A 15,314-nucleotide genomic window follows, 5' to 3' on the forward strand; every position below is an offset into this window, starting at 1 on the left:
TTCTCCTCTCGTCTATTTACGATAATAGGCTAGCTCCTCGAGAAAAACCAACAGCTCTTGCGTGGCAATGCAACCGAGCGTGTCGCAACCTCTCGTATCATAGCTATAGCTGTAATTTTTACAGCACCATAATATAATAGCAGATTAGACTTGATATTGCAAGGCTTATTATCAGATTTTAAAAAAAGATTACCATTAATCAATGGTAACCTTTTCATATCTTCTAAAGATGATTCTTAATATCATCCATCTGACTAAATTATCAAGCAAAGTCGCAATCCATACCCCACTTAGACCTAGGTTCAAGACGATTCCTAAAATATAGCCCATAACAATCCGAATCAACCACATACCTATACAAGTGGTATAAAAGGGTAAGCTAGCATTCCCCAGTCCCTGCCATAAGGCCGTATAAACCAAGGTTCCTGCAGTTGTCGGTGCTCCTAAAAGTGAAAATAACAAGACAATCATGGCTGCCTGACTAGCGACCTGATCTCCTGTGAACAAGCCTATGATAGCTGGCCCTAAAAGATAGATAGCCAAACTGACAAAGATCATTATCATTGTAGACATGATAAAGGAGTCTCTGACAAGCATTTTAAGATTGGAAAAGTCTTTTTCACCAACCGAATTGGCAACCAAAATAACTGTGGCTGTCGAAATAGCCATGGCTGGCATATAGTTGAATTGTGATATGGTTTCTCCGATGGCATTACCAGCTAAGGTTCTTGTCCCAAAATGAACAATGATGCTAACAATCAAGACATCACCTAGTCTCATCATCAGCCTTTCACCAGCTGCTGGCAAGGAGAGTGTGAACATCTCTTCATCCAAGGACCAAGTGATCTGTGAAAATATCTCTTTCATAGGAAGCTCTCTAGAGAGTAAGACAATACCAAAGAGCCTAGAAATAACAGTGGACCAAGCAACACCAGCTACACCAAAGCCAAAAACATAGACAGACGAAGCTGACAAGATGGCATTGACCACATTAATAAGGACGCTCACTTGCATAGGTATCTTAGCTCTGCCTTGGGCACGTACAATAGCGCTCAAACTTGTCATCAAGCCTAAACTAATAATAGCACCACCAACAATCATTAAGTAAGCAGTCCCCTTTTCAGCGACAGCTTTTGAGGCACCAAGTCCATAGAGCATCTTTTCTCCAAAAAAGAAACTCACAAGGCCGACAAGAAGAGAGACTAAAACAGTCAAAACGATAGCGTCAGCCATAAACTTGACTTGTTTTTTAGCCTGACCCTGTCCGATACTTCTAGCAACCAAACTAGATATTGCTGAAGCTAAAGCAATAAAGAGAGCTTGGTAGACCGTAATAATGTTATTGGCCAGGGAAATCCCAGAGACAGCCGCTAGGGAAAACTGAGCTACAAGGTAGTTATCAACAAAACCCATGGCCATCTGCAAAATATTCTCTACCATGGCTGGTAGAGCTAGAGAATATATTTTTCTTCTATTAAGTAGCTTTATTTTCATACCCCATAAAAGAGCCTCTCAGCCCCTTTTAAACTCCTAAATCATTTTCTACTGCTTCTTGCATATCCTTTAAAGTCACCACCCTATGATGCTTAATAGGCGCCCTTGATAGCTTATCAATTGCTTTTGGAATCTTGACCTTAGAAATTTTCTCTAAAAGCTTGATGGCTGTGAAATCATCTGAAATAGGCTGCTGACTAATAGCTTCTACCACTACCCTTGGAAACTTGTAAGGACTGGCAGTCGAAGCAATAAGGGAAGGAGTCGTATCCTGACTTTCCTTTCGATACTTGCGGTAAACCGCTGAGGCAACAGCTGTATGAGGATCAATCACATAGTGATCAGAAGCAAATATTTCTTTAATCTCTAAACTGGTTTCACTTTCTGTAGCGTAACCTGCCTGGAACAAATCTAAGATTTCCTGATCGAACTGATCCAGCTGATAGGAACCCTCTTTATCCAAAGTCTCCATTAAGTCCTTAGTTTTTTGGGCATCATTACCTAATAAATGGAAGATCAACCTTTCAAGGTTGGAAGACACAAGGATATCCATGGAAGGACTAGAAGTCACTTTAAAGTCTCTTTTTTTGTTATAAATATTAGTCTCAAAAAAATCTGATAAGACATTATTTTCATTTGAAGCACAAATACAACGATGCACCGGCAGACCAATCTGCTTAGCATAGTAAGCAGCCAAGATATTCCCAAAATTCCCAGTCGGAACAGTAATGTTAACCTGATCCCCCGCAGCAATAGCACCCTCTTTAACCAGCTGAGCATAGGCGTAGATATAATAGACCACCTGAGGAATCAAACGGCCAATAGTCATTGAGTTGGCAGAAGACAGTTGCATCTTCTTTTCCCCCAGCTTCCTAGCTAGTTGAGAATCATTAAAGAGCCTTTTCACCTCTGTTTGGGCATCATCAAAATTACCATCAATTGCAATAACATGTGTGTTTTCCCCTTTTTGGGTGACCATTTGTAATTCTTGAATCTTACTAACCCCATCTTTAGGGTAAAAAACAAGAATTTCTATCCCAGGAACATCCGCAAAAGCTTCCATAGCGGCTTTTCCAGTATCACCAGAAGTCGCGGTAAGGATAACAATTTTAGCATCCACCTTTTGCTTTTTGGCAGCTATTTTTAAAAGATAGGGCAAGATAGAAAGAGCTATATCCTTAAAGGCAATAGTAGGACCATGGAAAAGTTCTAAATTATGGTAATCCGTCAGTGAAATCAGCGGAGCAATTAAGTCAGTATCAAACTTATGATCATATGCTAAACGGATACAATAGTCTTTTTGCTATTGTAACATATTTCAGCTAGACTTTACCAACGCTTCTCTTGTCTCAAAGAAAAAAACCACTAGCTAAAAGGCTAATGGTTTTTCAGACTATTTTACCCAGCGAGAGTCTGTGCCCGCTATGCCAATCCAGACCAATGCTAGAACGTCAAATATACGTTCAGTCATTATCCTTACCCCCTGTAACTACTTTAAATTTCAGCTACATTATACTCCTTGTTATAGGACTTGTAAACCGAAAAACTAAAGTTTGAACTAAATTTTTGAAAAATCAAGAACCTTACGCCCTTGGATCAAACCTTTTTCCATTTCTTCAAATACTTGTGGAGCTGAATCCACAGGTACGGTTTCAACAACTGGGACAACTAAGCCTTCTGCTCCAAAAGCAAATGCTTCTTCCAAGTCTTTACGAGTTCCTACCAAGGAACCAACAACCCTTATCCCATCAAGAACAGTCTTCACGATAGAAAGTTCCATATATTCAGACGGAAGACCAACAGCAACTACAGTTCCACCAGCTCTAACACTATCAATAGCTTGATTAAAGGCAACCTTAGATACAGCAGTAACTACTGCACCATGACAGCCGCCAGTTTTTTCTTGAATCATTGCAGCAACATCTTCAACTTCTTTTCCATTAATAGCAATGTCTGCCCCCAGTTCTTTTGCAAGATTTAATTTATCATTATTAATATCAACAGCTACAACATGTGCATTGAAAACTTTTTTGGCATATTGAACGGCAAGGTTTCCTAAACCACCAGCTCCAAAAACGACAATCCATTGACCAGGAGCAGCCCCTGCTTCTTTGATTGCCTTATAGGTTGTTACCCCCGCACATGTGATTGAAGAAGCTTGAGCAGGATCTAAACCATCTGGAACCTTGACAGCATAATCAGCAGTTACAATAGCATACTCACTCATTCCTCCGTCAACAGTGTAACCGGCATTCTTAACAGAACGACAGAGTGTTTCACGTCCAGTTGTACAGTATTCACAATGTCCACAGCCTTCAAAGAACCAAGCAATAGAAACACGGTCACCCACCTTGAGAGAATCAACGCCTTGTCCTATTTCTTCAACAATTCCGACACCTTCATGTCCTAAAATTCTGCCAGGAACTGCACCAAAATCACCGTGAGCTACGTGCAAGTCTGTATGACAGACTCCGCAGTACTCAACTTTTACCAAGGCTTCTCCATGTCCAGGTTTTGGAAGATCATGTTCAACAACTTCTACGCCATTACCAGACTCATTAACGACTACTGCTTTCATATTTAACTACCTCCAAGGAAATGATAAAACTTGTATTTGAAAACGCTTTCTCATTAAATTGTATAACTTTTCACAAGCTTTGTCAATAAGATTATTACATTTTTTGCAAATTTTCTGAAAATATACTTAACCAGTTAACATTATAGGCTAAGAAAAAGAGAAGGCCCAAAAACCTTCTCAAAATCTTATCTTATTATAGTCGCTAGTGTGGTCATTAAGATCAAGCTAGCTACTCTTTAATATAGAAGGAATCTATGTCATTAACTAGCTTTATTTTAACCGTCCAGGACGCTCTGCATAGCCATAATAAGCATCAGCCATGATTTCTTCCATGTCAGCTACCATTGGCAGACGTGGATTTGCTGGTGAACATTGGTCTTCATAGGCAAGAAGAGCCATTTCATGCAAGCTATCATTCCACTCTTGTTCATCAATGCCTTGGTCCTTGAAGTTCATCTTGATACCAACTGCTACACCTAAGTCATAAACAGCTTGAGCATAAGAAGCTACTGCTTCTTCAGGTGTTGAAGCTGGCAAGCCTAACAACCTTGCAATATCTTGATATTTTTCATCAGCTTTCCAATAGTTATATTTTGGCCATGTCGCTGTTTTAGAAGGACGTGTACCATTATATCGGATGACATAAGGAAGTAAAATAGCATTGGTACGACCATGAATAGTGTGGTGAACTCCACCAATCTTATGAGCCATAGAATGACTTATTCCCAAAAAGGCATTGGCAAAGGCCATACCAGCCATTGTAGATGCATTATGCATTCTTTCGCGAGCTTCAAAGTCACCATTATTCACTGAAGACACTAGGTTTTCAAAGACAATCTTAATAGCTTGAAGAGCTAGTCCATCTGTGAAGTCATTAGCCATCTGTGACACGTAGGCTTCTGTCGCGTGGGTTAACACGTCCATACCTGTATCAGCTGCAATAAAGCCTGGAACTGACATAACAAGTGATGGGTCAACAATAGCAACCGTTGGTGTCAATGAATAGTCTGCAATTGGGTATTTACGATTATTTTTCTTGTCTGAAATAACTGCAAACGGTGTTACTTCTGAACCAGTTCCTGAAGTGGTTGGAATAGCAATAAACTTAGTTTTCTTGCCAAGCTCAGGGAACTTGAAGGCACGTTTACGGATATCCATAAATTTTTGAACAAGGTCATGGAAGTCCACTTCTGGTTGTTCGTAGAATAACCACATTACTTTAGCAGCATCCATTGGAGAACCACCACCCAAAGCAATAATGGTATCAGGATTGAAGGTACGCATTAATTCAGTACCCTTCATAACTGTTGAAATGTCTGGATCAGGTTCAACATCTGAGAAGATTTGATAAACAACCTTATTGCGACGAAGATCAAGTTGCTCAATAATTCTATCTAAGAAACCTAGCTCAACCATTGCATGGTCTGTTACAATCATGACACGTTCAACATCGCGACATTTTTGTAAATATTGAATAGAATCTCTTTCGAAGTATGTTTTTGAAGGAACCTTAAACCACTGCATATTATTTCTACGTCTTCCTACTTTTTTGATATTTAATAGGTTGATAGCACTAACATTATCACCTACTGAGTTACGTCCATAAGAACCACATCCTAATGTCAATGATGGGATAAAGGCATTATAAACATCACCAATACCACCAAAGGTTGACGGTGAATTCCAAATGATACGCATTGCTTTCATTTCAGTACCAAAACGTTTTGCCAATGCTTCATCTTTTGTATGAATAGCAGCTGAGTGACCAAGTCCGTTAAATTCAACCATTTGACGTGCTTTTTTAAGACCATCTTCAGTTGAATCTGCCTTAAGTACTGCAATAACTGGTGATAGTTTTTCACGGGTAAGAGGCTCTTTTTCACCAACTTCAACACATTCAGCTGCAAGAATATTGGTACCTTCTGGAACTGTAAATCCTGCTTGTTCAGCTATCCATGTAGCTGGTTTCCCAACAATATCAGCATTTAACTTAGCTTCAGAACAGTTTTTGCTTTTAGCCTTAACACCGAAACAAAATTCTTCAAGCAAGGCTTTTTCTTTTTTATTAACAAAGTAAGTTTTATAAGATTTAAATTCTTCAAGGAATTCATCATAGATTTCTTTATCAATGATAACAGCTTGTTCTGAGGCACAGACCATTCCATTATCAAAAGATTTAGACATGACAATATCATGGGCTGCCTGACGGATGTTAGCTGATTTTTCAACATAAGCTGGAACGTTCCCAGCTCCTACACCAAGAGCAGGTTTTCCACAAGAGTATGCTGCACGAACCATGGCATTTCCACCAGTAGCAAGAATAGTTGCAATACCGTCATGATTCATCAAAGCACCAGTTGCTTCCATAGAAGGTTTTGAAATCCATTGGATACAGTTTTCTGGAGCGCCCGCTGCAATAGCTGCATCACGAACAATTTGAGCAGCATGAGCTGAAGACTCTTGAGCTGATGGATGGAAACCAAAGATGATTGGATTACGTGTTTTCAAAGCAATTAATGATTTAAAAATAGCAGTAGACGTTGGATTAGTTGTTGGAGTAACACCACAGATAACACCGACCGGTTCAGCTATCAAGGTTAATCCAGTTGTGTCATTTTCTTCAATTATCCCAACTGTTTTTGTATGACGCATGTTGTTAACAACATGCTCACAAGCAAACAAGTTCTTTGTTGCTTTATCTTCAAAAACACCACGTCCTGTTTCTTCATAGGCGTGCATAGCTAAGATGCCATGTGCATCCAAGGCAGCAACTGAAGCCTTAGCAACAATGTAGTCAACTTGTTCTTGATTCAATTTGCGGAAGTCATCTAAAGCGACTAAGCCTTTTTGAACAAGTCCATCAACATGTACCTGCGCTTCTTTTAATCTATCTTCTGGTGTCTTTTTTTGTTCAACCATTTTGATCTCCTCTAGAAACAAACTTGTTAAATGTTTCACAATATTCTTTATGAAATTATTATAGCATTTTTCAAATGTTTGTAAATAGTTTCACAATATTTTTGTAAATTTTTTTCAATCTCTTTCTTTAAAACAGAAAATACCTAAAAGCCAAAAAACTCCCAATCCATTCATATAGCTGGGTTTTCTTTAGCCTAAAACAAGTCTATACACTTACTACCTTTTTATTTATTAATCTTTGACTTTAAAGACACAAAAAACACCCGCAAGACTGGACAGAAAAATCCAACCTAGCGAGTGTCTAATTTTTTAAAATCTTATTTTGCTTTCTTTTTGGCTGCCTGTTCAATAGCATTCTTAATCGTATTCACATAGAGTTCGGCACCTTTTGTATCGGCATCGCTATAATGAACACCATCACTTCCGACCCAAATATCAGGGTTTTCAACAGCGACCTTATACCAGTCCGCAACTGTGACATAAGAATATTTCTTAGCTAAAGATAACTCATAATCCCTAGCTTCTGCTGTCTGAGCTGGGTTTTTAGAATTGTAAGGAGATACAAGCACTAATCGACTTCCCTTTGGTAGGTTATCAATAAATTTTTGCAAGTCTTCCTTGTAATTATACAAGGAATTCACCCCTACAGCCAAGACAGTTGTCTTAGACAAGGTCTTACTTTTAATATGGTTTTCAAAAATATCATAGGCAATACTAAAATTTCGACTCACTGCAGCATCTAATTGAGCTGCTGGCATTATCTTAGCAAAGGCAGTGCTAGAACGAAGGGCGACTGAGTCTCCAATGATACTAACATCACTCAAGGCATTGGCATCCCCAGCTGCTAAAGTATGCGTACGATTAATATTATTTTGACTTTGTTGTAAAGCCCCAACAGTTAATTCTCTTTCAAATTTACCCACTGCAGGCGCTGTCCAACTCCGACCAATCGTTAAGAAGAGTAGAGCCAAGGCTCCCAAGCACAGCCATTTCTTATAAGGCTTAAAGTCCACCTCTAAACCAAGAAGTTTTGGTGATTTCCCAGCAATCAGAGGCTCTAGAATATAGTAGGATAAGCTTGCAAATAATGTAGAAAAGAAAAGTGTCAAGATAACAGCTAAAATATTAGACGTTAATTGCGTAAAAATAATATAAAAGGGCCAGTGGAACAAGTAAACACCATAACTGATATCTGCTATATAAGTGACAACCTTAGGCTCTTCCAAATCAGGTGTCTGTTCGTGTAAAGTTCTTGCTGCATAGATCATAACTGCCGTAAAAAGACTTGCTAGAACAAATCCAAAAAGGTAGGTCATAGTATGGTTAAAATCTAGAGAAAGGGTAAGGAGAAAAAGAAGGGCAAAGGCACCAACCATAACTCCTATCATATATTTACGTGGCCATAGACGAACATTTTTTTGAAACCTAAGTGTTGTGTCCTTAATTCCTGTTGTAGTTGCAAACATAGCTCCAATAAAGAATGGAAAAATATGTGAGAGACTAGAAAAGTAAATCAATGACAGATTTGGTGTAAAGAAAGCCCTGATAAACATAGTTAAATAGCTAACTAGGAAGATAGCCGTAGAAATGATAAACAAGACACCACGAAGTTGCTTTTCTTCATAATCCTTTTTAGCAAGAAACCACACAACTAAAGCCCATAGAATATAGAAATGAACTTCTATGGCTAAGCTCCATGTATGCACAAAAAGGTGTGGAATAAATTGACTTTCATAACTACTACCTGTCAAAATTTCATAGAAATTAGTTGTAAATCCAAAGGTTGCAGCAATTTGATGGCCTATACTTGCAACAAAGTCACTCTTAACCAAAAAGGTAAAAGGTATAACAAAAAGAACCATTAAGACCAAGGGAGGCACAATCCGATAAAAACGTCTTCTATAGAAACCAATGATATCAATTGTTTTTGTTTTTGAATATTCATCAATCATTAAGGCAGTAATCAGAAAGCCAGAAAAAGTAAAGAAGACATCAACACCAATAAAGCCACCTGGAAAACTATTTTTAAAGAAATGATAGAGTAATACTAAAAGTAAGCCTGTAACTCTAATGAAAGAAAACCATTTTATTCTCATTTTTGAAAAATCCCCTGCTTAAAGGTCCCTTTGTAAACCTTATTATTTTTTGCTTTCAGAACCCCTTTACCATCAGCTTCCCCTTTTTTGAAGTCGCCCTTATAGGACCAGCCTGTTTTGGCATTATAAGTTCCTTTACCTTCGAAAACGCCATCGTGAAAATCGCCTACATAGTAATCTCCATTTTCATACACGAGTTTTCCCTTGCCATTCATACGATGGTTGACAACATAACCAGTATACTTTATTTTGCCATTATTAAAGGTCAGTGCTGCTTTTGATTTATGATTAACGGTCAAAACGGAGAGTCCGCAGACTAAAATCACAATAAGCGCGAAAATCTCCAATTTAGTTCGTGAAATATTAAGTTTTTGAATAAACTCTTTTACTTTTATCATCATTGCTCTCTTCAATCTAATAAATATATCAATGTTTTTGCTGATCCTGCCATTGAGACAACCAAAGTTGGCAGCCCTTTGTAACCAGCTGATAGGTTTCTTCAAAATCACCTGTATACCAAGGATCTGGCACCCCACTATCATTAAACAAGTGGATTTTATGATCCCATTTACCCTTGGATAATTTTTGTAAATCTTTTATATTTTCCTGATCCATACCAATAACATAGTCAAATGCTGCTAGATCATCTTCAGTAATTTGCTGGGACTTTTTTTGGTGATTATAGTCAATTCCGTATTTTTGAAGTATCTTTTGAGTCCCTGGATGAATAAGGTTACCATGTTCCCAGTTGGAAGTTCCCCTACTTTCGATGATAAAATCCTGACTTCCAACTTGAGACTTCATCACAAATTCAGCCATTGTACTTCTGCAAATGTTCCCTAAACAGACAAAACAAATTTTTTTCATCAAAATACTCCTTGTCTTAAATTATAACAAATTATCATCTCATTACGCTCAAATAGATTTACTATTTTCACATCATTTACACTATCCCATTATTAGTAATTCATAGACTTTCCAAGATTTTTAAGAGTGCTTAAGTTTAGGTTGTTCTTATCCTAAAAAACATTTGATAAAACAAGATACAGACAGAAGCTCTCCAATAAATGAGGAGTTTCTTTAGTCTTTTTATAGCTAACTTAAATGAGTTCTTAAAAATAAACGTTCGGTTCTCAGAATGTATAAGCCAAGTATCCCAATTATTATAACATGCTTTCACTTATTTCCGAAATTTTTCCTATTTTTAATATAAAAACTTTTAAAATGACGGAGCTCTAAGCCTCTCAGGCAAAGCCAAAAAAAGTCCTAGACACTCTAGAACTTTTAATTTTCTTATACTATTTAAAATATGTTATTTATTAAGGAAAGGATAGTTCAGATGCTTATAGGCTTTTTCAGTTGCAACACGTCCTGTTCTAGTGCGCATAATAAAACCTTTTTGAATGAGATAAGGTTCGTACATATCCTCAACAGTATCTCTTTCCTCGGCTATATTAACAGATAAAGTCCCTAAACCAACTGGACCTCCCTTGTACATTTCAATCATGGTACGCAGTATCTTTTGGTCCACATAGTCCAGACCTTCTCGGTCAACATCTAACATATCCAAAGCCTTATCAGTTACTTGACTGGTGATGATCCCATCTCCCAAGATCTGCGCATAATCCCTAACCCTTTTTAAGAGACGATTGGCAATACGTGGGGTTCCACGACTACGACGCGCTAGTTCGTGCGCCGCTTCATGAACAATTTCCATCTTAAAAATGTCTGCTGTTCTTTCAACAATTTCAGTTAAGTCTCCCACTTGATAATACTCCATATGCCCCGTAATACCAAAACGAGCCCTAAGAGGATTAGAAAGCATCCCCGCTCGAGTGGTTGCTCCAATGAGCGTAAACGGAGGCAAATTCAAGTGAACACTTCTACTGCCATCTCCTGCACCAATCATGATGTCAATATAGAAATCTTCCATAGCACTATAAAGAACTTCCTCTACAGCCATTGGTAACCTATGGATTTCATCAATAAATAAAACATCACCAGGTTCCAAATCATTAAGAATGGCAACCAAATCCCCAGCCTTTTCAATCGCAGGTCCTGATGTTTGTTTGAGATTAACACCAAGCTCATTTGCAATCACAAAGGCCATGGTTGTCTTACCCAGTCCTGGAGGCCCAAAAAGCAAGACATGATCTAATGATTCATCGCGCATCTTTGCGGCTTCTATAAATATGGTTAATTGATCCTTAACCTTATCCTGTCCAATATATTCTCTTAAGTATTGGGGACGTAAGGTTCTCTCCACAAGTTCTTCGTCTCCCATTAAATCCTTATCTAAAATTCTAGCCATGGACTTATTATAGCATGATTTAAGTGATTTAAAAATTAATTGATTAACGAGTTAACAGTTAATTTAATTATAATATTGCGCTATAATGACGTATTGGTGTCTAAGGGGGCGGTTGATAGATATAAAAGTATATTGTGTCGCTTTTGTTTTTAGTTATATGAAAGTTTAGGATAGGAGATTTTAACTAATGAAAAAGATATCGATCATTTTTCCCTTAGCATTTTACTGTTTTTATTGGCTCAATTCATAGGGTAGAAGCCATTACTTCTGGTGACAATATTCTTGATCATCAACCTGTAGAGCCTTCCGGAGATTTTATTGTTATTAACGTTGAAGGCCTAATAAACAACGATGCCAATAAGGTTATTCATATTCCTTTTATTGACTTCGAGTTAAATGGACGCAGCAGTATTCAGAAACAAGAGTTAATAGCTGCCATTGCAGATAAGTTACAAGCATTGGGGCTTCAGCAGCCATTAAAGGTTGTAGGTCTAAATAGTGATATTATACTAGCTGATAATGAAAAAAAAGTATGACACTAAAAATGAAGAAATAATACTAAATGGAGATCGGCAACGCATCCAAAAGAAATATCGCCTTAACGGGACAGTTAGACTTGAAAAAGTCAATACTACCATAACTGATCCTGCCAGTCAGGTAAAATTGTCTTATAGTGCCCAATTTCTTCTACAAGATCCCTCAACAGGGCAACTCTCTGTTTATATGACCTACCAAAATGATCACATTGATACATTAGCTATTGGAAGAAAAATAACCTCTGCTGATTTTACAAACTATGCAAAATCATTAATTGCCAATCATGCAGCCTTCCAAAATTATGAAATTGTTGGGCGTTTGAAAACAACTTTATACGAAGATTACACGTTAGATTACGGTAAAAGACGTATTACTTTATATGATAATCAGTTCCCAGAAGCTTTTTCATATGAAGTGAAAGCAAGACAAGTCTACTATATCTATCATGATACACTTGGACAAAATAAAGAGCTTGATAATAGCGATTCCATTTGGGAACAATATATTATCGGTCCCAAAAAACAGAAACACTCCTATATAGATGAATCACAAGTTTCAGATTCTCAGACCTATCCAGCTAGTTACATATGTAATGGTGTCACTATAAAAACTGGAAAAAACAGTATTTCTGATGAGAATTCCAAAAACTATCAAGGCTTAGAAAAACTTATTATTGGAAAAGATGGGCAAAAATATGTTGCCAAACAAGTTCAATTTAATAAGCAACTGAAAACATTTACGATCACTCTTTCTAGGAACCATAGACCTAACTATATAAAGCTAAGAACCTTGGTCAACTTGACTGAGGTTCTTATTTATCCAATATTCCACCAGTCTTTTTAATTAGAGCCACCACCATTCATGTGAAGCTGCAATTAATGCTGCTAAGCTTAACATTGTCAACAAAATAGATAATTTATTTTTTGTTGTTTTTCTCATAAATCCACCTCCTTTTTTTATAAAGCTATTATAAAAGAAACTTAGAAAATGTAACATGACATATATGTCACTTTATATCATTTTCCCATTCTCTCCTTATGTTTTCTTCTAAATGATGATTTCCCATTAATAGGGCAAATTGGAGTGCCTTGTTATAGCAAACTTCTGCAGTTAGTTGGTCTTTTTTAAAATAAAGATTATATTTCCACTCCATTAAATTTAGTATAGGCATTCTTTGAAAATCCTGAATTTTAGTTGTCACTTTTTTGCTAGCTTTAACAATCTTTTTAACTTGTATTTTATTTTCTAATTGGATTGAGATAGAAAAAAAGGTTACTAATAGTTGATTCAACAAAAATAAGTCTTCTACATCTAATAGATCAATTTGACCTAAAACTTTGTCTAACAAAGAATTATAAAGTTTTTCATCATACCATTCTTTTGAAAATTTAGAAGTTCTACAACAAACAAGGTAGAGGTCAATTAATATTAAATCATTCGCTAAGTATCTTTCCTTAATTTTTAATTGTTCTAAATACTCATTTATTATTTCACAACCATAATTGGTATTATCACTTAAGGTTACATCCATAGAAGTCTGTAAACAATCAACAATAATCTGTTCAACTTCTGGTAAACTCTCATAGTGGTCAATGAAAATCTCAGAAAGTTGATTATCTCTTTGCGACAACCTAAATTCATCCGTATAGGTTGGAGTTCTGAGGAGACTATATTTTAATTCCTTATATCTTCTAGGTAATTCAAAGTCTTTACTATCTGTTAATAAACCTACTGAAACTTCTAGCGCCTTAGCTATAACCATAACTTTTGCTAGACTCGGTATGGACTGTCCCGACTCTATTCTAGCCAACTGCCTAATGGATAACTCTTTTTCATCCCCGCAGATGTCCTCTCTGGTCAACTTCTTTGCAATTCTTAAATTCTTAACTTTTTCACCAAAATCTCTCCACATAATATCCCCCAAAATTATTTTATCCATTATAACACGTTTATAATAGGATTAACATAAAATGATAGAATTTTTTCGGAAATTAAAAAGGCCGTAGCCTTTTTTCTCTATTTTTTAAAGTCCCAAACGGTCAAACACCTCATCAACGCGTTTAGTATAGTAAGTAGGATCAAACAATTCATCAATATCAGCCTGACTGAGGCGGGAAGTTACTTCTTCATCTGTTTCTAACAAAGTCTTGAAGTCAACCTGATTATCCCACGAATAAGCTGTTTTAGGCTGCACTAAATCGTAAGCCTCTTCGCGTGTCATGCCTTTTTCAATCAGCGTCAACATCACCCTTTGACTGTAAATAAGACCAAAGGTAGAATTCATGTTACGAAGCATATTGTCAGGGAAAATTGTTAAGTTTTTGACGATATTGCCGAAGCGGTTAAGCATGTAGTTAATTAAAATGGTGGTATCAGGTGTAATGATCCGTTCTGCAGATGAGTGCGAGATATCACGTTCATGCCACAATGCCACATTTTCATAAGCTGTCAGCATATGCCCACGAATAACACGCGCTAAGCCTGTCATATTCTCTGAACCAATTGGGTTACGTTTGTGAGGCATGGCAGAGCTACCTTTTTGCCCTTTGGCAAAGAACTCTTCTACTTCACGTTGTTCAGATTTTTGCAGACCACGGATTTCAGTTGCCATACGTTCAATAGATGTCGCGATGCTAGCAAGCACAGCAAAATATTCTGCATGAAGGTCTCGTGGTAATACCTGAGTTGAAATTTCTTGAGGACGAATGCCAAGTTTGCCACAAACATACTCTTCCACAAATGGAGGAATATTGGCAAAATTACCTACCGCGCCAGAGATTTTCCCAGCCTCAACGCCAGCAGCAGCATGTTCAAAACGCTCCTGATTACGTTTCATTTCGCTGTACCAAGTTGCCAACTTAAGACCAAAAGTGGTTGGCTCAGCGTGTACGCCATGAGTACGCCCCATCATAATGGTCATCTTATGCTCACGTGCCTTGTCAGCCACAATATTTGTGAAGTTTTCAAGGTCGCGACGGATAATGTCATTAGCCTGTTTGTAAAGGTAGCCGTAGGCAGTGTCAACAACGTCAGTTGATGTCAAACCATAGTGAACCCACTTACGCTCTTCACCAAGCGTTTCAGAAACAGCACGTGTAAAAGCCACCACGTCATGACGGGTTTCTTTTTCAATCTCAAGAATGCGGTCCACATCAAAATCCGCATGCTCACGAATCTTAGCCACATCTTCCTTAGGAATCTCACCCAACTCAGCCCAAGCTTCATCGGCCAAAATCTCAACCTCTAACCAAGCACGGTACTTATTTTCCTCACTCCAAATCTCCGCCATTTCCGGGCGTGAATAACGTGTTAACATGTTTTCTCCTTTATGTAGTTTGACTAATATCTGAGGTATCAAATAAATCTTTAAATAATTCTT

The 15,314-nt window shown here is 37.4% G+C and carries 10 protein-coding genes and 1 pseudogene; 1 reads left to right on the forward strand and 10 read right to left on the reverse strand.

The window, feature by feature from the left end:
* Positions 1–195 precede the first annotated feature (195 nt).
* The 8 genes and pseudogenes from HBN42_RS08995 to ruvB form a co-directional block, all read right to left on the reverse strand.
* Entirely contained in the window at positions 196–1,494 is a 1,299-nt protein-coding gene (locus tag HBN42_RS08995) for an MATE family efflux transporter (RefSeq protein ID WP_165994706.1), read from the reverse strand.
* Positions 1,495–1,522: 28 nt separating this feature from the next.
* Positions 1,523–2,791: pseudogene (gene thrC / locus HBN42_RS09000) on the reverse strand (threonine synthase); the annotation flags it as partial.
* A gap of 261 nt (positions 2,792–3,052) precedes the next feature.
* A complete protein-coding gene (gene adhP / locus HBN42_RS09005; RefSeq protein ID WP_165994707.1) occupies positions 3,053–4,072 on the reverse strand; it encodes an alcohol dehydrogenase AdhP in 1,020 nt (339 codons plus the stop codon).
* A gap of 270 nt (positions 4,073–4,342) precedes the next feature.
* Positions 4,343–6,991: a bifunctional acetaldehyde-CoA/alcohol dehydrogenase gene (gene adhE, locus HBN42_RS09010; RefSeq protein WP_165994708.1), complete on the reverse strand. Its 2,649-nt coding sequence runs from the start codon at positions 6,989–6,991 to the stop codon at positions 4,343–4,345.
* Between the two features lie 317 nt (positions 6,992–7,308).
* On the reverse strand, positions 7,309–9,087 hold the full coding sequence (locus tag HBN42_RS09015; protein ID WP_165994709.1) for an acyltransferase family protein: 1,779 nt from the start codon (positions 9,085–9,087) through the stop codon (positions 7,309–7,311).
* Positions 9,084–9,485: an MORN repeat-containing protein gene (locus tag HBN42_RS09020; protein ID WP_165994710.1), complete on the reverse strand. Its 402-nt coding sequence runs from the start codon at positions 9,483–9,485 to the stop codon at positions 9,084–9,086. The genes HBN42_RS09015 and HBN42_RS09020 overlap by 4 nt, the downstream gene beginning before the upstream one ends.
* 28 nt (positions 9,486–9,513) lie before the next feature.
* A complete protein-coding gene (locus HBN42_RS09025) occupies positions 9,514–9,954 on the reverse strand; it encodes a low molecular weight protein-tyrosine-phosphatase (RefSeq protein ID WP_165994711.1) in 441 nt (146 codons plus the stop codon).
* 445 nt (positions 9,955–10,399) lie between these two features.
* Positions 10,400–11,398, reverse strand: a complete 999-nt coding sequence (ruvB, locus tag HBN42_RS09030; protein ID WP_165994712.1) for a Holliday junction branch migration DNA helicase RuvB — start codon at positions 11,396–11,398, stop codon at positions 10,400–10,402.
* A gap of 519 nt (positions 11,399–11,917) precedes the next feature.
* Here ruvB and HBN42_RS09035 point away from each other — a divergent pair.
* Positions 11,918–12,778, forward strand: a complete 861-nt coding sequence (locus HBN42_RS09035) for a hypothetical protein (protein ID WP_165994713.1) — start codon at positions 11,918–11,920, stop codon at positions 12,776–12,778.
* A 163-nt stretch (positions 12,779–12,941) separates the two neighbouring features.
* On the opposite strand, the gene HBN42_RS09040 is transcribed toward HBN42_RS09035, so the two are convergent.
* Positions 12,942–13,874 carry a helix-turn-helix domain-containing protein gene (locus HBN42_RS09040; protein WP_235925366.1) on the reverse strand — a complete coding sequence of 311 codons (933 nt, stop codon included), beginning with the start codon at positions 13,872–13,874 and terminating at the stop codon, positions 12,942–12,944.
* Between the two features lie 84 nt (positions 13,875–13,958).
* Positions 13,959–15,251: an adenylosuccinate lyase gene (gene purB, locus HBN42_RS09045; RefSeq protein WP_165994714.1), complete on the reverse strand. Its 1,293-nt coding sequence runs from the start codon at positions 15,249–15,251 to the stop codon at positions 13,959–13,961.
* Positions 15,252–15,314 lie beyond the last annotated feature (63 nt).

Source organism: Streptococcus catagoni, from assembly GCF_011421425.1.
Taxonomy (GTDB): Bacteria; Bacillota; Bacilli; order Lactobacillales; family Streptococcaceae; genus Streptococcus; species Streptococcus catagoni.